This window comes from Pseudoalteromonas xiamenensis, from assembly GCF_030994125.1.
In the GTDB taxonomy this organism is placed as follows: domain Bacteria; phylum Pseudomonadota; class Gammaproteobacteria; order Enterobacterales; family Alteromonadaceae; genus Pseudoalteromonas; species Pseudoalteromonas xiamenensis_B.
Window position 1 is genome coordinate 556,783 of sequence record NZ_CP099917.1, and the last position, 19,727, is coordinate 576,509.

Sequence of the window (19,727 nt, forward strand, 5' to 3'; positions counted from 1 at the left end):
ATAGAATGAAGTAGAAATTAAAATTTAGGGCCACCACCACCAAACATACCAGGAGGCATCATACCTTTCATATTGCGCATCATTTTCATCATGCCGCCTTTCCCTTTCATTTTCTTCATCATTTTTTGCATCTGCATAAATTGCTTCAGCAACTTATTGATTTCTTGAACTTGAGTGCCTGAGCCCGCAGCAATACGTTTTTTGCGTGAGCCTTTGATTAAATCAGGCTTTTTGCGCTCAAGCGGTGTCATCGAGTTAATGATTGCTTCCATTTGATTGAACGCTTTATCACCAACTTGGCCTTTCACTGCATCTGGTAAATTGTTCATGCCTGGCAATTTCTCAAGCAATGACATCATACCACCCATGTTCTTCATTTGGCGTAGCTGCTCTGCAAAGTCTTCAAGCGTAAAGTCATCGCCTTTCATGACTTTCTCTGCCACTTTAGCCGCTTTATCCTTGTCCACCTTCATTTGAACTTCTTCGATAAGCGATAACACATCGCCCATGCCCAAAATTCGTGAAGCTACGCGGTCTGGGTGGAAAGGTTCAAGTGCGTCAGTACGTTCACCGACACCGATAAATTTGATCGGTTTGCCTGTGATATGACGAATAGACAGCGCAGCACCACCGCGCGCATCACCATCGGTCTTAGTTAGAATTACGCCTGTGAGTGGTAAAGCATCATCAAACGCTTTTGCTGTATTTGCCGCATCTTGACCTGTCATGGAGTCAACCACAAACAATGTTTCAATAGGCTTAATAGCGGCATGTAAATCTTTGATCTCGTCCATCATGTCAGCGTCGACGTGTAAACGACCTGCAGTATCTACTATCACTACATCAAAGAATTTACGCTTAGCATGATCAATAGCACCTTTCGCAATATCAACTGGCTTTTGCGAAATATCACTTGGGAAAAACTCCACACCGACATCCGATGCAAGCGTTTCAAGCTGTTTGATTGCCGCTGGACGGTATACGTCCGCAGATACCACTAAAACTGATTTTTTGTGTCTTTCTTTTAAAAATTTCGCAAGTTTACCAACGCTTGTGGTTTTACCCGCACCTTGTAGACCGGCCATCATTAACACAGCAGGTGGCTGTGTGCTCAAGTTTAGTTCTTCGTTTGATTCACCCATTGCCTTTTCAAGCTCGTCACGAACGATTTTGATAAAGACCTGACCTGGACTCAAACTTTTTGTTACTTCAACGCCGACGGCTCGTTCTTTTACTTGTTTTACGAATTCACGAACAACGGGTAATGCAACATCCGCTTCCAACAACGCCATACGTACTTCACGCAGCGTGTCTTTGATGTTGTCCTCAGTCAAACGGCCCCTGCCGCTGATGTTTTTGAGAGTCTTACCTAATCGTTCTTGAAGATTTTCAAACATGCAAAAGTTCCAAATATTCGTTAATGGCCGCGATTATACTGATATGGTGGCGGATAATACAGTATCAATGTTTGGATAAGTTTCTTTTTATTAGCCCTAGGCTTTTTTGTGTGCTTAAAATACAATAGCCTGAAAAGGAAACTTCAAAAAAGCGATTCAGTCACATGCTTGTTATAAGCCTCTCTATCCTTGCCAGTATTTTTTACGCTTTCGCGACGGGTCACGTCCTATCGCGCCTTTTTGATAAACAAGGCCCAAGTCAAAAAAAGACATTGCTACTAAGCACCGCGGCTATCTTAGTTCACATGTTGGTTCTGGTGAATTCCGTTTTTACAACTAACGGACAAGATTTAAGTACCGTTAATGTCGCAATGCTGACCTGTTGGTTAATTGTCGTCTCCGTGACAGCCGTCTCATTAAAGTTTCCAGCAACACTATTGCTGCCCGTCGTTTATGGCTTCGCCGCTATCTTACTGATTGCAAGCTTGTTTATCCCGCATCACATTATTATGCATGGCATCAATATCGATGTTGGACTGGTCACTCACATTTCACTGAGCTTATTGGCTTATTGCGTGCTAATTATTGCAACTCTCTATGCCGTGCAGTTTTACTTTATTGATAAGCGCCTCAAAAACCGAGATATTGCAATTGTACAAAGCCATCTTCCACCGTTAATGCAAGTTGAAAGACAGCTTTATCAATTGCTTACGATTGGAACTGTGTTGTTAACCCTCGCTCTGGCGGCAGGATTTGTCTTCTTGGATGGTATGTTTGCGCGAGAGTTTATCCATAAAACAGTGCTTTCGTTGGTTGCTTGGGCGATTTTCTCAACCGTTACTTTTGGACACCATTTCCTTGGCTGGCGCGGTAAAGCGGTGGTCATTACCATCATGATTGCGTCAGGAATTGTCACACTTGCCTACTTTGGCAGCAGATTCATTCAAGAAGTGATTTTATTGAAGTTTTAGGGCCTGTTTGACTTGACACTGATGTCTCGTTAACGCTTAATAACCGTTCTTTAGTAAAAAAGGGATCCTCTTTTGGACGACATATCGACGAGCGCCTTATTTATAATCCTTGGCGTTTTGATCTTGATTTCAGGTTATTTCTCCGGCTCAGAAACCGGCATAATGTCAATTAACCGTTATCGACTAAAACATTTGGTGAAAGAAAACAACAAAGCAGCAAAGCGCGTTGATCAACTTCTAAACCGTCCTGACAGACTCATCGGTCTGATCCTTATAGGCAACAACCTTGTTAATATTGGAGCGTCGGCCGTTGCTACCGTTATTGGTATGCGATTAATGGGCGATGCGGGTATCGTTGTTGCTACTTTCGCTCTTACTCTAGTTATTCTAATTTTCTCGGAAGTAACCCCTAAAACATTAGCGGCACTCTACCCTGAAAAGGTGGCGTTTCCAAGTTCCGTGGTCCTTGCGATCTTACTGAAAATATTATTCCCATTTGTTGTTGCGGTAAGCTGGATTACAAACGGAATGTTACGTTTGTTCGGTATCACCCCAGAACAAATTGAAGAGCACAGCCTAAGTAAAGAAGAATTAAAAACGGTGGTTTCGGAATCTAGCGCGTTGTTCCCTACTCACCATCAAGACATGCTAACTTCTATCCTTGACCTTGAACAAATGAAAGTTGAAGACGTCATGGTGCCGCGCAATGAGATCATCGCTATTGACATTAACGATGACTGGAAAGACATTTCAAAACAGCTAATGCATGCTCAACACACGCGCATTCTTCTATATCGTGATCAAATTGATGATGCCGTTGGTTTTATCCACGCACGCGATGCATTCAGACTGTTAATGTCGTCGAAAGAACAATTTGATAAATCGTCGTTGCTTCGTGCCGTACGTGAAATTTACTATATTCCTGAAGGCACGCCACTTACCACGCAATTGTTAAAGTTCCAACAAAGTAAAGAACGTATTGGTATCGTTGTAGATGAATATGGTGATATTCAAGGTCTTGTTACGTTAGAGGACATACTAGAAGAAGTAGTTGGAGATTTCACCACAACGCAGTCTAAGGCGCCAAGCGAAGAGATCATCGTTCAAGAAGATGGAACTGTGTTGGTTGATGGCGGTGTTAACGTTCGAGACCTAAACAAAGAAATGAATTGGGAATTTCCTCTCGATGGTCCAAAAACATTAAGTGGTCTAATCGTAGAATATTTGGAAGACATTCCTGATTCCGCACTGAGTTTGAAAATCTCAGGCTACCCTATCGAGGTGCTTGAGATTAAAGAAAACATGATAAAACTTGTGCGTATTCATCCCTTGAATCGAGTGAATGCCACAGGCAATTAACTGTTTTAGTCAATAAAAAAGCCGCGTAAAGCGGCTTTTTTATTGACTAAAATTAACCAGTGGTGCTTTTATATTTCGACCTGTACACCCTCGAGAGATAACCAAGAATAGTTATGCCGACTTGCAAGTATAAAGCTTGCAAAGGTCGAGCTCGAATAGCGGTTCAGTTAGTGACAGTGACAACTATAAATTAAAGCACGTGCCAACGTGCAGTCGCTCACAACGCTAAAATATTTCCCACCAACTCTTACCTAAGTCGCTTTCACAACGCTTTAATTGGGTACTATAACGGCTGGCACGATGCTTTACACGATTCGCAACCCCCATTAGCCACTGTTTCTTTTTATACGTGCCTCGGCGATATCCTCCCCACCCTTCGTGGTAGTTAAGATATTGCGCATACGCGTCCCATTTCGACACACCATTGATTTTATGCGTTTTGTTTACAAACCAAGCCATGAAATCAATGGCATCATCAAAATCGTCGCGGTCTGCACCTGAATTACCTGATTCTCGGATATAGTCCGCCCAAGTCGGCGTTTTAGCTTGTGAATAGCCATATGCAGAACTTGCGCGACCAATTGGGATCACCCAAAGAATGTATTCCATCGGCGGCTGTGCATCGTGTTTGAAGGAACTTTCTTGATACATCATGCTCATTAGAACATGTTTCGGTGAACCCCATTTTTCTTGCGCATCTTTTGCGTCTTCATACCAGTCGGGCTTTTCTTCGAAAATCTTACAAATATCATCAGGTTGTTTAGGGGGAGCAGTAGCACACGCTGCCATTAGCGCGACTAAAGGAAGGAGAAAAAAATTTTTTTTCATTTTTTTACTTTCCTCAATGAACTTTCTTTAGTAGGCGAAGTCTGAATATATGAATGCAGCAGTTTAGCATTGTTTCATCCCTGAAAGTTATATTTGTGCAGCCAATTGGCTGCACTTTTTTTATGCCTTTTCAAAGTAATCCTGTAAAAATGCCTTGAATGATTTCTCATCATTCTCTTCAATTTCTTTTGCTTTAGTAAATGATGTGTCCGCAAGCACACTTAACATTTCTTCAGAATAGACAGAATACAATCCCGCTAGTTGCTGTTGTTTATATTGTTTTGCAAAATCAATTGCTATTGCACCACCGTCCATTTGTTTGTCTTTAAGCATTTGAACAAAACGACCTGAATACGTCAGTGAACTGTCATCAACCCAATCTTTCATCGTTGCTATTGTTTTAGAATAAACTGACGATTGATAGGCTATATCGAGCGCTTTGGCAACGATTTCTAAATCAGCGAAAATGCGCGTTGCCCATTCTCTAAGCGACACAGAATTTCCGGAATCATCTAACTTAATTGATTGATTGCGACCTTCGTTGACGACACATTGAAGATTACGCTGAGTGGCTTGCTGCTCGTCCCATTCAAGTTCAGGAGAGTCTTTAAGCAAACAATAAGTCAAAAATACATCGAGGAAGTGAATTTGTTCAATGCTGATCCCCTCTTGAACGAAAGGGTTCACGTCAAGTGCGCGCACTTCAATGTATTCAATACCATCTCTCATTAAAGCTTGAGTTGGCGTTTCACCCGCTTTCGTATTGCGCTTGGGGCGGATCGGCGAATAGAACTCGTTTTCGATTTGAAGAATATTGCCATTTAATTGCATTGGTTCTTCGCTTCGATAATCCGGTATGGATGAATACAAATCAGATTTTGTTCGAATTGCAGACTGTAACCCTTTTACATAATCGCATAACGAGTTGTATGTCACTTTCAAACTTGATTGAGCACTATTTGTATAGCCCAAATTACCAAGTCGCAGTGCCGTACCATGCTCAAGATAGAGCGTGCCCTTGCCTACTTTATTGAAAGGTAAATTCGTTTCACGACCTTGCAAAAACGATTTGCAAATCGAAGGCGATGCACCAAATAAATAGCTAATTAGCCAAAGTTCACGTTTGAAGTTACGGATAAGCCCTAAATAACGGTCGGAAATGAACGGTTGTAGAGGTCCTTCATAACCTTCGATTTTTGCAAGAGACGTCCATAAGGTATCGGAAAACGACATGTTAAAATGAACACCCGCTATCGCTTGCATCATACTGCCATAACGACTTTTTAAACCTTGTCGATACAACGTTTTCATTTTCCCGATATTTGACTCACCAAATTGTGCAAGTCCAATGTCTTCTTGCGATGTGATGTAGCAAGGCATGCTCATTGGCCAAAGCATTTCATCGCCCATTTGTGCAAGCGTAAACTTTTGCAAATCGCTGAGTTGGCCAAGTGTCTCTTCTGCGTTCACGCTAACTGGCGTAATAAACTCCAAGAGTGCTTCGGAATAATCTGTCGTTATATGAGGATTAGTCAGCGCGTGACCCGATCCTTTTGGATGACCTGTTTGGGCTATACGACCATCTGGATTAATCCTTAATGCCTCGCGTTCGATACCTCTTTTGATACCTGATAAGGCACCTACAAATTCGGGTTGCGATAGAGCGCTTAACGCATCGCTAAGTGTCAAAGTTGTCAAATATAAGTCCTCGAGCCCTCATGGCTATCTGCACTTTATTGGGGCGACATTCTGCTTTTACAAGTGGTTAGCTACGATTAATAATTTACCACTGTAGTCGCCCGATTCCATCATTTGATGGCCCAAATTTACGTCTTGTAACAAAAAGCGTTCTGCAATGTGGAGTGTTAACTCCCCTCTCTTATACCAATCGTATAAGCACGCCAACTGCGACACATCTTTTTGCACAACAACACCTACTGCTTCAACATTTCTCGATAGAGCATGAGAACAGATCAGGTCCTTCGTGATCGTAGGTACAGTCACGATTATACTGCCGTCTAGCAAGGTATCTAAACACTGTTTTGCAACGTCACCTCCGACGAGGTCCAACAATGCCCCCTGTCGCTGTTCTGCAAAAAACGTATCGAAAGAGATAACATTAAATCCCAGACGCGCCGAAAGTTGTGACAACATTGGATTGTCAGGACGTCTTGTTACCGCTGTTACGTTATATCCAAGTATTCGGGCTATTTGGATCGCAAGGTGCCCCACGCCTCCGGTTGGCGCACTAACGTATAACGGTAAGTGAGTCGGCAATCGCTGTAATGCTTGCATTGCGGTTAATCCGGCTAAACTAAGACCGCCTAGATCAATATCTTGTTTCACCTCTGGCAAAATAAATACTTCTTCAACTGGTACATCCAAAACATCTGCATAGGTTCCAGGCGAATTAGGAAATCCAGTCATGCCAAAGGCACATTTTCCGATTAAAGGCTTAGCCTCTTCACTGGCGTCGATAATTTCGCCATACACATCGTAGCCAAGACTAAGAAACTCTTTTGGACGCTTGCTTGCAGCGACAAATCCAAAACCGGCTCGAGTTTTGACATCAATGGGATTTATAGACGCACTGATCATTCGTAAACGAATGAATCCATTCTGAATTGGAGGCAACAATAACGACTGACATCTAATCATTTCGACTGAGCCAAAGTCAAAAATTCCGTATTTATGAGCATTCATGGCGAATAAGATACTTTATGACACTTCTTTGAATGGCTATAATCTAACATAATTAAAATCAGTAAATTAAGGATTTGTATGCGTCGTGGACAAAATATTATAGACCAAGAAGTGACGTATCCTTCCGATCAAGAGCTTGTGTCTACCACCGACTTACGCGGTGTTACAACGTATGCAAACGACGCTTTTTGCAAAATTGCAGGTTACAGCAAAGAAGAACTCATTGGAAAGAATCACAATATCGTACGCCACCCTGACATGCCTAAAGCGGCGTTTAAGGAGCTTTGGGAAAAGCTAAAAGCAGGACATTCTTGGCGTGGTGTAGTCAAAAACCGTTGTAAAGATGGGCGCTATTATTGGGTAGATGCCTTTGTTACCCCCATTTTTGAGCGAGGCCAACTTGTCGGCTATCAATCTGTGCGAGTCAAACCAACTGACGAAATGAAAAGACGCGCGCAGGTGATCTACGAAAAGATTAATTCGGGTAAATCGCTGTCAAGCTGGCGTGAAAAGCGAAACTTGCGTACTTGGTTATCTCTTATTTCAACGGTAGTCGCCGTGGCCGCGTCTGCTTATTTCGGCACAGCGTTATCTGCCTTCATCGTTCTTGCGATGATAGCGGCAATTATTGCCTGTAACTATGAAGAACTCGTCGTTACACCAAATAAACTTGCCGACCAACAAGCTGAATTTGATTCCGTATCCCGGTATGTTTATTGCGGAACACACCCGTTTAGCATCGCTGAATTTAATATCGGCATGTTGAATGCCAAGTTACGTACGGTACTCGGGCGAGTGAAAGACTCAACGGTCACTTTTAAAGATATAGCTGTAAATCTAGATAAGCAATCGAGCCAAACCGAAAAAGGCATTGAATCTCAAGGCTTACGTTTACAGGACATCGCCACTGCGATGGCTCAAATGAGTGCAACTATCGGCGACATCTCAGAGAATACCGCTCGAACAGCGGATAAAGTGAACAACACCCAAGCAAGCTGTGAAACTATCCGTAGCAGCATGGCGGAAAACACCAGCATGGTGACCAGTCTCGCCAGCCAAGTTGATGAAGCTGCACAAACGGCTTCATCCCTTGCAACAGAAGCAGACAAGATTGGTCAGGTCATGAGCGAAATAGAAGGCATTGCTGAACAAACCAATTTATTAGCATTAAACGCGGCGATTGAAGCCGCGCGTGCAGGTGAACATGGTCGAGGTTTTGCGGTTGTTGCTGACGAAGTACGAGCGCTTTCATCCCGCACGCAAAGCGCAACAACACACATTCACGCGTCAATTAAAGAAATTCAGGATACGCTTTACCGCTGGTCAGAAGTAATGCAAAGCACCAAATCTCGAGCGGATGGCTGCGCCCAAAGCAGTTTAGCGAGTCAAAATGACTTAGAAGATATATTCCGTGAGATCAGTGAAATTGCACTTTCTGCGCAAGAAATTTCTGCAGCAGCAGAACAACAACAAGTGGTCAGCACAGACATTAACTCTAACATCAATAATATCCGTGAATTCAGCGCGGAAAACTTAGAATTAAGTTTTGGTGTCGCGCGAGATGCCGCTCAGTTGGTAGAGTCTGCAGAGAAAATTAAAGGACTTCTGATGACCTTCAAGTCTCAGTAAAAGGCCATGTTCCAGAAAAAATTAAGGCCTCTTTCGAGGCCTTAATTCTATCTTTTACTATTTACACTTTGAAGACAAAGTCATCCCCTTCAACATCTACTTTGATGCTGTCACCGGGCACAAAGTCACCAGCCAACAGGCGTTGTGCGAGTGGGTTTTCAACATACTGCTGCACTGCTCGTTTTAATGGTCTCGCTCCAAATACCGGATCGAATCCATTCGCTGCAATTTTCTCAAGTGCCGCCTCACTCAATTCGAAACGATAGCCCTTCTCCGTCAATCGTTTTTCAAGACGCGCCAATTGTATGCTTGCAATATGTTTTATGTGTTCCGTAACAAGTGGATGGAATACCACCGTTTCATCAATCCGGTTTATGAATTCTGGTCTGAACTGCGTAGTTAGGACACTCATAACCTTTTCTTTAAGCGTTGCATAATCATTACTTTGCGCTTGTTCTTGGATAATATCGGACCCTAAGTTTGACGTCATAATGATGACCGTGTTCTTGAAATCTACCGTACGACCTTGGCCATCGGTCAAACGTCCGTCGTCAAGCACTTGCAGTAAAATGTTGAACACATCAGGATGTGCCTTTTCGACTTCATCAAGTAATACAACCGAATATGGACGTCTTCGAACAGCCTCTGTTAAATAGCCACCTTCTTCATAACCCACGTAACCCGGAGGTGCGCCAACTAAACGCGCGACGGAATGTTTTTCCATAAACTCTGACATATCAATGCGCACCATTGCATCTTCAGTATCAAACATGAAGTTTGCTAACGCTTTAGTCAGCTCAGTCTTACCCACCCCTGTTGGACCTAAGAATAAAAAGGAACCAATCGGTCTGTTTGGATCTGCAAGTCCAGCCCGTGAGCGGCGAATCGCATTTGCAACCGCAACCACCGCTTCGTGCTGACCAATGACCTTTTTATGAAGCTCATCTTCCATTTGAAGTAGCTTCTCTCGCTCACCTTGGAGCATTTTTGATACAGGAATACCCGTCCAACGCGATAAGATCTCAGCAATTTCGTCTTCAGTAACTTGATTGCGCAGTAAGCTCATCTCTTGCATTTCAGCTTGAGAAGCCAAGTCTAATTTACGTTCAAGTTCTGGAATACGCCCATATTGAAGCTCAGACATGCGTTGTAAATCGCTCGCACGGCGTGCAACCTCTAGATCTAGACGCGCTTGCTCAAGTTCAGCTTTAATGGTTTGTGTGCCTTGTAGCGACGCTTTTTCTGCGTTCCATACTTCGTCGAGCTCTTTGTACTCGCTTTCCAACTCTGCAATTAGCGTTTGCATTTCGTCGCGGCGTTTGCGGCTTGCTTCATCTTTTTCCTTTGCCAGCGCATTATCTTCAAGTTTTAACTGAATGATGCGACGTCCTAACTTGTCTAGCGGTTCCGGCTTTGAGTCAATCTGCAGACGAATAGATGATCCCGCTTCGTCAATTAGGTCAATGGCCTTATCGGGTAATTGGCGATCTGATATATAACGATGCGACAAATGTGCCGCTGCAACGATGGCAGGGTCGGTAATTTGCACAGAATGATGGAGCTCATAACGCTCTTTCAATCCACGTAAAATCGCAATCGTGTCTTCTACTGTCGGTTCACTTACAAACACTTTTTGGAAGCGTCTTTCCAAAGCGGCATCTTTTTCAATATATTGACGGTACTCATCCAATGTCGTCGCCCCCACACAATGCAGCTCCCCACGCGCTAATGCCGGTTTCAGCATATTCCCCGCGTCCATCGCTCCATCTGTTTTTCCTGCACCCACCATCGTATGAATTTCATCAATAAACAGAATAACTTGACCTTCTTCTTTGGCCAATTCATTAAGTACCGCTTTTAGACGCTCTTCAAATTCACCTCGGTATTTTGCACCCGCAACCAATGCCCCTAAATCAAGCGACAAAACTCGCTTGTTTTTCAAACCTTCAGGAACTTCACCGTTCACGATACGTTGTGCGAGACCTTCGACAATGGCCGTTTTACCTACACCGGGTTCACCAATCAGCACCGGGTTATTTTTAGTACGGCGTTGCAATACTTGGATAGTGCGACGAATTTCATCATCGCGGCCGATTACAGGATCAAGTTTACCTTGAATTGCCCGCTCTGTTAGGTCGACGGTAAACTTTTCAAGTGCTTGTCTAGCTTCTTCAGCGTTTGGATCGTTGACCTTCTGACCGCCGCGCATCGCATTAATTGCTTTGTCAATTTTGTCTTGCGTAATACCAAGTGAGCGGAAAATATCACCTAGCGTGCCTTTATCTTCACATGCTGCAAAAACAAAAAGTTCACTGGATATGTATTTATCATCACGCTGTTGAGAATACTTGTCGCACAAGTTAATGAGCGAAATGAGCTGATTAGACAGTTGAACATCGCCACCAAAGCCTTGAACTTTGAAAAGTTTTTCAATAGCTTGAGAAACTTTGGTGTTTACTTCTTCGGCTTTAATTCCGGCTTGCGCCAACAACATACGGACGCTGGAACCGGATTGTTGTAATAACGCATACATTAAATGAACAGGTTCTATGAACTGGTGATCGCGGCCTAGCGCCAATGATTGCGCATCTGAAAGTGCTTGTTGGAATTTACTGGTAAATCGGTCGATTCTCATGGATGTTACCTACAAAAAATGTCTCTACCCCTTTTATGGGTCTGAGTCACGTAAGCTTCAAGTAACAATCACAAAATTTTTATGGTTATTTGCGCCAGATCACACTGACCATGCGTCCAGTTTGATTATCTCGGCGGTAAGAAAAGAAACGAGTTTTGTCCTGCACAGTGCATAAATCATCGCTGTATATGTTTTTTACGCCCAATGCCAGAAGTTGCATGCGTGCCAAAGTGAATATGTTTGCAAGCCATTTGTTTTCGTTATCTGGATGTCGGACGAACGCGCCCGCATAATTCGGACCGTCATTACAAAATGCCTCAACAACATCAACACCCACTTCAAACGCTTTCGGACCGATTGCAGGTCCGAACCATGCGCTCACATTCTCTGGCGAAGACTTAAAACAATCTAGTGCTTGCTTGATAATCTTTTTGTGTAACGGACGCCAGCCTCCATGGAGTGCTGCAACTTCGGATCCATCTTCATTTGACAGTAATATTGGAAGGCAATCTGCCGTCATTATCGCCAGCGGTGTATTAGGCAACCTTGTAAAGAGCCCATCTGCATCAAGCTGATTATTTGTGCATTCACTGACATTTGATTCAGTAATATCCACCACTCGAGCGCCATGAACTTGGTTTAGCCAAATAGGCGATTTGGGTAAGTACGAATCGAGCATTCGGCGGTTCTGAGCTACATGGTCGGCATTGTCACCCACATGATAAGCCACATTGAACTTGTCAAAAGGTGTTTGCGAAACCCCAAGCGTATGGCGGACAGTACAAAATCCGCCAACAAAAGGAGCTAATGGCCATGTAGCTTCAAGAAACATTAATATTCAATTTCCTGATTTGCCTGAGAATCTTCTCGCAGCGTTTCAGTCAATTTAACCATGTCATCAGGAATTGGGGCTTCCCAACGCATAATTTCGCCCGTGATCGGGTGTGCAATTTGTAATCGCACCGCGTGCAACGCCTGACGTTTGAAGTCTCGTAACATTTGGAAAAGCTCTGGCGTCGCGTTTTTTGGAGGACGAGGACGACCTCCATAAAGTTGGTCACCGACTAGAGGGTGATTCAAATGCGCCATGTGTACACGAATTTGGTGCGTACGGCCAGTTTCCAAACGTAAGCGTAGGCGAGTATGAGCACGGAATTTCTCAGCAACACGATAATGCGTTACTGCAGGCTTACCCATGACTTGAACGGCCATGTGCGTACGCTTCGTCGAGTGACGTCCAATTGGCTGTTCAATCACACCACCCGCTGTCATTGTTCCATTACAAATGGCTTCGTATTCACGCGTAAAGTTCTCACGCTTTTGAAGGTTTTTCACCAAATGTGTTTGCGCCTGAATTGTTTTCGCGACCACCATCAAACCCGTCGTGTCTTTATCGAGACGATGAACAATACCTGCACGTGGCACGCTGGCAATTTCTGGGCAATGATGTAATAACGCGTTTAGCACAGTACCACTTGGGTTACCCGCACCTGGATGCACAACTAAATCAGCTGGTTTGTTGATCACAAGAATGTCATCATCTTCGTAGACAATGTTCAGTGTGATTTCTTGAGCTTCATATTCACGTGCGGCTTCAAGCTCAGTTTCAATAGAAACAAGCTCCCCACCAAGGAGTTTTTCACGAGGCACGTTTAAAATTTCGCCATTAATGGTTACTTTGTCGTCAAGAATCCAAGTTTTTATTCGCGAGCGCGAATAATCAGGGAACAATTGCGCCAAAATTTGGTCTAGACGTTTACCGCCTAACTCCAGTGGTACTTCAGCTTGAAGCGAGATTTGCTCTGACATTCTGTTAACTTTACCCAATTTACCAGTGCAAGCTTAGCTCGACTGGGTTAGAATCGCTAATAAACGCATAGTTTACTCGGTTTTACCGACTTGGCCTAGCCGAAGACAGACGAAGGTAACAAATAAAATGATAAAAACATTAGGGAAGCGCGCATTTAGTATATTTATTGGCGCATCAGTTTTAGGTTTAGCCGCTTGTTCATCTGCTCCAGACAAAGAAGATATTGAACGTGTACCGAATAAATCCGCTCAAGCACTGTATGAAGATGCGAAGCAAACGCTAGATTCAGGCTTGTATGCTCGCGCAATCGAACTCTTATCCGCGCTCGACTCGCGCTATCCATTTGGCCCATATTCTCGCCAGGTACAGATGGACTTAATCTACGCCAACTACCAGGCAGGCAACACAGAACAAGCGCTTGCGACAATCGATCGCTTTATCCGTTTGAATCCAAATCACAAAGATCTTGATTACATGTATTACATGCGTGGCCTTGTTAACATTAAAGCGGACAAAAACGCATTCCAAGAATATTTTGGTGTTGACCGCGCAGACCGAGATGCAAACCGAACCCGCGTTGCATTCCAAGATCTGTCTACACTCGTAACTCGTTTTCCAAATAGCCATTACACGCCAGAAGCGAAAAAACGTTTAGTCTGGTTGTTAAACAAAATGGCACGATACGAATTAAAAGTCGCAGAGTACTACTATGAGCGTGAAGCTTATCTAGCCTCAGCAAACCGTGGCAAGTATGTTGTGGACCATTACTCACAAAGCAGCTATTTACCACAAGCGCTTGAGATGATGGAAAAGAGTTACAAAAAATTAGGATTGACTGACCTTGCTGAGCACGCCAAAGAAGTCAAGCAGCTGAACGAGCGAAAATAACGAAAAAAGCCGAGGTTCTCCTCGGCTTTTTTACATCCACAATAATGTGTCTTTTAAAGTGGAGGCAAAGTCACTCGCCAAGGCGGATTAATGCGATTTTCACCTGCATAAAACAAGATAATCTTGTTACCTGACGGGTCAAAAAGAAACGTTTCTCGCCATAGATAGCGCTTATCTTCTGGCGGCACTTCGATTGGTAACCCCTTCTCCTTCAATTCTTCTACCCAATCATCTAACTGCTCATGTTCAAAGTAAATGGTAATTCCGCTATTACTTTCCTTCTGCTCTCGAAGTGCCAAGGACAGCGTTGAGTTTCCTTGCGGACAAACGAATCGAGCATAGTGAGGTGTATCAACAATCTGTGTTAAACCGAGCTTACGATAAAATAGTGTGGCCGTGTTCATGTCATACACAGGCAAAGTGACTTGGTTGAGATTCATCTTAATTAATCCAAGTAAATTTAACTTGATTAGGATGCTAACAACGAATCAGGGAGATAAAAAGGAAGAATTGGTAACAAAAAGAAAATGGCGGAGAGAGAGGGATTCGAACCCTCGGTAGGGGTTAGCCTACACACGAGTTCCAGTCGTGCGCCTTCAACCGCTCAGCCATCTCTCCGCGTCGCATAAATGCGGGGCTAATACTATGAAAAGCCACGCACTTTAGCAAGTTGTTTTTCAACTTCTCTGATCAACTGACCAGTTTCTATACGATATCTAAATTATCGGACTAAACTTGCTGAAAAATCTAACATACGATTAAGCGAACGTAGTGCGCCTTCTCGCAAATTCATATCAACAAATACTTCACGACCTTCAGCGCTAATCAAAGCTTCTTCAATCGCTTTGAGACCATTCATGGCCATCCAAGGACAATGTGCACAACTTTTACATGTTGCCCCTTCGCCAGCAGTCGGCGCTTCAAAGAACTCTTTCTCAGGGCAGAGCTGCTGCATCTTGTAAAAAATGCCGCGATCTGTTGCTACGATGAACTTTTGGTTTGGTAGTGTTTGTGCTGCTTTGATTAGCTGACTAGTCGAGCCAACCGCATCAGCAAGATCAACAATTTCTGCTGGCGATTCAGGGTGAACAAGGACCGCAGCATCAGGATGCAACGCCTTCATGTCTTTAAGTGCTTTGGTTTTGAACTCATCATGGACAATGCACGCGCCATTCCACATGATCATATCCGCACCCGTTTTTTTCTGGATGTAAGAGCCAAGATGCTTGTCCGGACCCCAGATAATTTTCTCACCTTCAGAATCTAAGTGCTCGACGATTTCGAGGGCACAAGATGACGTAACAATCCAGTCAGCACGCGCTTTTACGGCTGCTGAGGTATTAGCATATACAACCACTTTCCGGTCTGGGTGTTGATCACAAAATGCTGAAAACTCATCGATAGGACAGCCAACATCGAGAGAACACGTTGCTTGCAACGTCGGCATGACTATCGTCTTTTCAGGTGTTAGGATCTTTGCTGTTTCGCCCATGAAACGCACGCCTGCTACGATGATCATATCGGCATCGTGTTTAGCACCAAAACGCGCCATCTCAAGAGAATCCGCTACACATCCACCGGTTTCTTCAGCCAATGCTTGAATTTCTGGATCCGTGTAATAATGGGCAACTAAAACCGCGTTTTTTTCTTTTAGAAGCGTCTTTATACGACTTTTGTATTCAGCCTTTTGCTCTGAAGTTAACGGCGCTGGCTTAGGAGGGAAGATATAGTCTTCCGGCATGATTTGTTCAGCTAGACTCATAAAATTGACCACAGTGTCTACATTGCTCGATTAGGCGCGAATTATACGCAAAGTGAAGGAACAATCCTAGAGGGTGACAATTTTAAGAAGGAATAATTAAGAAGAAATGAAGCTAATGGTGGGTCATGATGGACTTGAACCATCGACCAATGGATTAAAAGTCCACTGCTCTACCAACTGAGCTAATGACCCGCTCTAGTGCTAACTCCGAAAGGAGAATGCAATAATGAAAGGATAAAACGCATGAATGGTGGGTCATGATGGACTTGAACCATCGACCAATGGATTAAAAGTCCACTGCTCTACCAACTGAGCTAATGACCCGCTCATGAAATCGACAGGCTCTATGTGGTGGGTCATGATGGACTTGAACCATCGACCAATGGATTAAAAGTCCACTGCTCTACCAACTGAGCTAATGACCCGCTCATAGAAATCGATCAGGTACTTTATGTGGTGGGTCATGATGGACTTGAACCATCGACCAATGGATTAAAAGTCCACTGCTCTACCAACTGAGCTAATGACCCGCTCATAAAGTCGAATGTTAACTAGTCGTGGTGGGTCATGATGGACTTGAACCATCGACCAATGGATTAAAAGTCCACTGCTCTACCAACTGAGCTAATGACCCGCTCGGGATTTCGATTTTACTTTAAGTGGTGGGTCATGATGGACTTGAACCATCGACCAATGGATTAAAAGTCCACTGCTCTACCAACTGAGCTAATGACCCGCTCAAAGAAATCGATATAGTTAACAAACTAAGTGGTGGGTCATGATGGACTTGAACCATCGACCAATGGATTAAAAGTCCACTGCTCTACCAACTGAGCTAATGACCCACTCGACGCAGCTGTTTTGATTGCTTCAATCGCCTGCTGCGGGCGCTTATAATACTTATTTAAAAAAGGAGTGCAACTGAAAACCGCATTTTTTTTCAATTTTTACTGCTAGATGCCTAATTTTAAACCAAATTGTTACTAATATGGTCAATTAGTTTAGGCATCTCAACTTTTCTGCTAGAAACTATAGCTTCGATAAACGCTCAGTTGCTAATTTTGCAGCAGTTGTACTTGGGTATTGTTGAACTAATTTATTCAAAATTTGTTTCGCGACGTCCTTTTTTCCCTGTTTTTCATAAAGAGCGCCAAGTTTCAACATCGCATCAGGGCGTTTATTTGAGTCTTGATGGTTTTCAACAACGATATTGAAGTGGTTTATTGCATTTACATCATCATTTTTTATCGACAGTAACTGCCCAAGCCAATAATGTGCATTCGATTCATAAACCGAATTTGGAAAGTTTTTCAAAAATGCTTCAAATTCCGGAATTGCAGCTTCGTAACGTTTGTCTTTCATAATAAGCGCAACGGCTCGGTCGTACGCTTCATTTTCCGATAAATTCGCACTCATTGCTGGCGCTTCAGCCGCGATAGTTGGTACAACTGCTTGAGGCTCAGGTTGATTCGTTACGCGAGCAACTCGATTTTCAATTTCTTGATACAACTCACGCTGACGCTGAAGTACTTTTTCAAGTTTATAACTCGTCTCTTCTGTAACACCGCGAATTTGACTCACTTCATCTTGCAATACTTCAAGTTGCTGCTGCATATCTGCTTGCATGATATTTCGTGATTGCATGAGTTTTTCAAGGGTAGACAATCTCCCCTCTATACTATTAGGTGAACTTGCAGCCTCAGAAACAGGAGCGGGAGCAGCCCAGACTTGGGCGCTCCCGCTCACTAAAAGTATGGCTGCCAAAACGTATTTCGGCTTCATAACTTCTCTTATCTATTTATTAGTACACTAAAACAGCGCGACGGTTTTTAGCAAACGCTTCTTCCGTACGTGATTTAATCATTGGTTTTTCTTCACCGTAGCTAACTACTGAAATTTGGCTATCTGAAACACCAAGGCTTTGTAGGTATTTTGCTACAGATTTAGCACGGCTTTCACCAAGCGCGATGTTGTACTCAGGTGTACCGCGCTCATCTGCGTGGCCTTCGATAAGAACTTTAACTGACGGGTTCTTAACCAAGAAATCAGCGTGTGCTTGCAGTAACTCAGTGAATTGGCTTTGAATCGTTGATTTATCAAAGTCGAAGTAAATAATTTGCTCTTGACGAAGTGCTTCGTATTTTTCGCGTAGCTTTTCTTCTGCCGTTTTTTCACGGTTAATTGTGCTCACTTCTACGCCATCACCTGAAGTCTGGCTAGTGGCTTGATTGCTCTGGTTAGCAGCTGAATCATCTACGCTTGAAGAAGAACTACAAGCAGCTAATGTCATGACAGGTACAGCGATCAAAAGACCTTTTAAAAGTTTGTTAAGTTGCATCGAGTATATTCCTATTTCTTATAAATCTAACCAGCAAAGTTTAATCTAAAAATGGTGACCAAGCAGGCGCTTTAACTTGACCATCCAGAACCGGCAAACGGGCCTTGAAACGACCATCCATAGAGACCAGCGCTAAAACCTGTTTGTTTTCGTGCAAAGTACTGTAGATGATCATTGAACCGTTGGGGGCAATACTTGGAGACTCATCCAGTCGAGTACGAGTCAATACTTGGAAAATACCGTTTTCAAGGCCTTTTTTAGCGATGTGGTACTTACCTAAAGTTCGGTTTACCATAACCAACTGTTTACCATCCGGTGTCACTGAACCCGCTAAATTCATATCACCATCAAAGGTCAGACGCTTTGACCTACCAGTTTGTAAATTTAACTGATAAATCTGGGCATTACCACCCCTTTCCGACGTAAACACAACATCTTTACCATTTGGATGCCATGTTGGTTCTGTATCAATACTTCTGTGTCGTGTTAAACGACGTTCTTGCTTAGTTGCAAGGTCAAGCAAGTAAATTTCGGTTGCACCATCACCATCTTTTGATAATACAAGTAATAGCTGTTTACCATCAGGTGAGAACTGTGGTGCGCCATTAATACCAGGATACGAGGCGATCAGTTGGCGTTTTCCAGTGTAGAGATCTTGGATATAAATTTGGCTTTGACGATTCTCAAATGTTACGTATGCCAACTTTTGTCCATCAGGTGACCAAGCAGGTGACATCAATGGTTCCTTTGAACGCAGCAAGACTTGCTCGTTATAACCATCATAATCAGCTACAACCAATTGATATGGTTTGTCGTCTTGATCACGCACAATGACATAGGCGATTTTAGTTAAGAATGCCCCTCGCTCGCCGGTCAGCGCTTTATAAACCACATCACTTATACGATGTGAATAACGTCTAAAACCGTTTGCTTCAATAATACTTTGGCGTGCCTCTTGTATATGATCTTGGCTTTTCATTAACTTGCCATTTGACATCATACGAGTTGCACCACCTGTAATTTGTCCACGAATGACGTCTATCAATTCGTACTTCACAAGATAACGACCACCTGGCTGCGGTGATACTGAACCCACCACAATGGCTTCCACACCTTTACTAACCCAAGCATCAAAATTAATAGGATCGTCAGCACTTGGCTGTTCAGGCATTTCCGCAACGGCAATCGGTTTGAATTTACCACTGCGCATTAAATCGGCGGCGATCACATCGGCAGGTTGCATCGGAAGTACACCATTGCCTTGATATTGAAAAGGTACGACTGCAATAGGTCTTGCACCATCGACCCCTTCGGTAATCACAATTTCAAGCGCAGCATTCGCATTCCATTGAACTAGCGCAACAAACGCGAGTAAAAAGACTTTAATTCTTTTAAACATACACACCC

Annotated in this window: 16 protein-coding genes and 8 tRNA genes; 4 read left to right on the plus strand and 20 right to left on the minus strand. The window is 43.4% G+C overall.

Annotation, left to right across the window (positions count from 1 at the left end; translation table 11 throughout):
* Positions 1 to 17: 17 nt before the first annotated feature.
* The gene (gene ffh, locus NI389_RS02475; protein WP_208843500.1) at positions 18 to 1,397 is read right to left on the minus strand and encodes a signal recognition particle protein; all 1,380 of its coding nucleotides are present in this window, start codon (positions 1,395 to 1,397) and stop codon (positions 18 to 20) included.
* A 164-nt stretch (positions 1,398 to 1,561) separates the two neighbouring features.
* Here ffh and NI389_RS02480 point away from each other — a divergent pair, with 164 nt between their 5' ends.
* Together NI389_RS02480 and NI389_RS02485 are read left to right on the plus strand one after the other, a co-directional pair.
* The gene (locus tag NI389_RS02480; RefSeq protein ID WP_308361430.1) at positions 1,562 to 2,368 is read left to right on the plus strand and encodes a cytochrome C assembly family protein; all 807 of its coding nucleotides are present in this window, start codon (positions 1,562 to 1,564) and stop codon (positions 2,366 to 2,368) included.
* Positions 2,369 to 2,440: 72 nt separating this feature from the next.
* Positions 2,441 to 3,727: an HlyC/CorC family transporter gene (locus tag NI389_RS02485; protein ID WP_208843502.1), complete on the plus strand. Its 1,287-nt coding sequence runs from the start codon at positions 2,441 to 2,443 to the stop codon at positions 3,725 to 3,727.
* A 225-nt stretch (positions 3,728 to 3,952) separates the two neighbouring features.
* Here the strand turns inward: NI389_RS02485 and NI389_RS02490 are convergent, their stop codons facing one another.
* The 3 genes from NI389_RS02490 to NI389_RS02500 all read right to left on the minus strand — a co-directional run bounded on the left by NI389_RS02490 (position 3,953) and on the right by NI389_RS02500 (position 7,258).
* Positions 3,953 to 4,555, minus strand: a complete 603-nt coding sequence (locus NI389_RS02490) for a transglycosylase SLT domain-containing protein (protein WP_308361431.1) — start codon at positions 4,553 to 4,555, stop codon at positions 3,953 to 3,955.
* A gap of 120 nt (positions 4,556 to 4,675) precedes the next feature.
* Positions 4,676 to 6,253: a glutamate--cysteine ligase gene (gene gshA / locus NI389_RS02495; protein ID WP_308361432.1), complete on the minus strand. Its 1,578-nt coding sequence runs from the start codon at positions 6,251 to 6,253 to the stop codon at positions 4,676 to 4,678.
* Positions 6,254 to 6,310: 57 nt separating this feature from the next.
* On the minus strand, positions 6,311 to 7,258 hold the full coding sequence (locus NI389_RS02500; RefSeq protein ID WP_308361433.1) for a zinc-binding dehydrogenase: 948 nt from the start codon (positions 7,256 to 7,258) through the stop codon (positions 6,311 to 6,313).
* Between the two features lie 78 nt (positions 7,259 to 7,336).
* Here NI389_RS02500 and NI389_RS02505 point away from each other — a divergent pair, with 78 nt between their 5' ends.
* Positions 7,337 to 8,887, plus strand: coding sequence for a methyl-accepting chemotaxis protein (locus NI389_RS02505; protein ID WP_308361434.1), 1,551 nt, complete (start codon positions 7,337 to 7,339; stop codon positions 8,885 to 8,887).
* A 61-nt stretch (positions 8,888 to 8,948) separates the two neighbouring features.
* Here NI389_RS02505 and clpB read toward each other — a convergent pair whose 3' ends face one another.
* The 3 genes from clpB to rluD all read right to left on the minus strand — a co-directional run bounded on the left by clpB (position 8,949) and on the right by rluD (position 13,331).
* A complete protein-coding gene (gene clpB, locus NI389_RS02510; protein WP_308361435.1) occupies positions 8,949 to 11,522 on the minus strand; it encodes an ATP-dependent chaperone ClpB in 2,574 nt (857 codons plus the stop codon).
* An 85-nt stretch (positions 11,523 to 11,607) separates the two neighbouring features.
* Positions 11,608 to 12,354 carry a peptidoglycan editing factor PgeF gene (gene pgeF, locus NI389_RS02515; RefSeq protein ID WP_308361436.1) on the minus strand — a complete coding sequence of 249 codons (747 nt, stop codon included), beginning with the start codon at positions 12,352 to 12,354 and terminating at the stop codon, positions 11,608 to 11,610.
* Positions 12,354 to 13,331 (minus strand): 23S rRNA pseudouridine(1911/1915/1917) synthase RluD, encoded by a 978-nt coding sequence (rluD, locus tag NI389_RS02520; protein ID WP_208843508.1) that lies wholly within the window; start codon positions 13,329 to 13,331, stop codon positions 12,354 to 12,356. Before rluD ends, pgeF begins: the two co-directional genes overlap by 1 nt.
* A 127-nt stretch (positions 13,332 to 13,458) precedes the next feature.
* On the opposite strand from rluD, the gene NI389_RS02525 reads away from it, so the two are divergent.
* Entirely contained in the window at positions 13,459 to 14,220 is a 762-nt protein-coding gene (locus NI389_RS02525) for an outer membrane protein assembly factor BamD (protein ID WP_308361437.1), read from the plus strand.
* A gap of 53 nt (positions 14,221 to 14,273) precedes the next feature.
* Here the strand turns inward: NI389_RS02525 and NI389_RS02530 are convergent, their stop codons facing one another.
* From NI389_RS02530 to tolB, 13 genes are all read right to left on the minus strand, one after another.
* Positions 14,274 to 14,660 (minus strand): VOC family protein, encoded by a 387-nt coding sequence (locus tag NI389_RS02530; RefSeq protein WP_308361438.1) that lies wholly within the window; start codon positions 14,658 to 14,660, stop codon positions 14,274 to 14,276.
* Between the two features lie 88 nt (positions 14,661 to 14,748).
* Positions 14,749 to 14,838, minus strand: a tRNA-Ser gene (locus NI389_RS02535).
* A 103-nt stretch (positions 14,839 to 14,941) separates the two neighbouring features.
* Entirely contained in the window at positions 14,942 to 15,982 is a 1,041-nt protein-coding gene (gene nadA / locus NI389_RS02540; RefSeq protein ID WP_208843511.1) for a quinolinate synthase NadA, read from the minus strand.
* Between the two features lie 116 nt (positions 15,983 to 16,098).
* Positions 16,099 to 16,174, minus strand: a tRNA-Lys gene (locus tag NI389_RS02545).
* A gap of 56 nt (positions 16,175 to 16,230) precedes the next feature.
* Positions 16,231 to 16,306 (minus strand) — tRNA-Lys (locus tag NI389_RS02550).
* 25 nt (positions 16,307 to 16,331) lie between these two features.
* A tRNA-Lys gene (locus NI389_RS02555) sits at positions 16,332 to 16,407 on the minus strand.
* A gap of 29 nt (positions 16,408 to 16,436) precedes the next feature.
* Positions 16,437 to 16,512, minus strand: a tRNA-Lys gene (locus NI389_RS02560).
* 28 nt (positions 16,513 to 16,540) lie between these two features.
* A tRNA-Lys gene (locus NI389_RS02565) sits at positions 16,541 to 16,616 on the minus strand.
* Between the two features lie 26 nt (positions 16,617 to 16,642).
* Positions 16,643 to 16,718: transfer RNA gene (locus NI389_RS02570), tRNA-Lys, on the minus strand.
* 33 nt (positions 16,719 to 16,751) lie between these two features.
* Positions 16,752 to 16,827: transfer RNA gene (locus NI389_RS02575), tRNA-Lys, on the minus strand.
* A 184-nt stretch (positions 16,828 to 17,011) separates the two neighbouring features.
* Positions 17,012 to 17,764, minus strand: coding sequence for a tol-pal system protein YbgF (gene ybgF / locus NI389_RS02580; RefSeq protein WP_308361439.1), 753 nt, complete (start codon positions 17,762 to 17,764; stop codon positions 17,012 to 17,014).
* A gap of 19 nt (positions 17,765 to 17,783) precedes the next feature.
* Positions 17,784 to 18,320 (minus strand): peptidoglycan-associated lipoprotein Pal, encoded by a 537-nt coding sequence (gene pal, locus NI389_RS02585; RefSeq protein WP_308361440.1) that lies wholly within the window; start codon positions 18,318 to 18,320, stop codon positions 17,784 to 17,786.
* Between the two features lie 40 nt (positions 18,321 to 18,360).
* Positions 18,361 to 19,719: a Tol-Pal system beta propeller repeat protein TolB gene (gene tolB / locus NI389_RS02590; RefSeq protein WP_308361441.1), complete on the minus strand. Its 1,359-nt coding sequence runs from the start codon at positions 19,717 to 19,719 to the stop codon at positions 18,361 to 18,363.
* Positions 19,720 to 19,727: the final 8 nt, after the last annotated feature.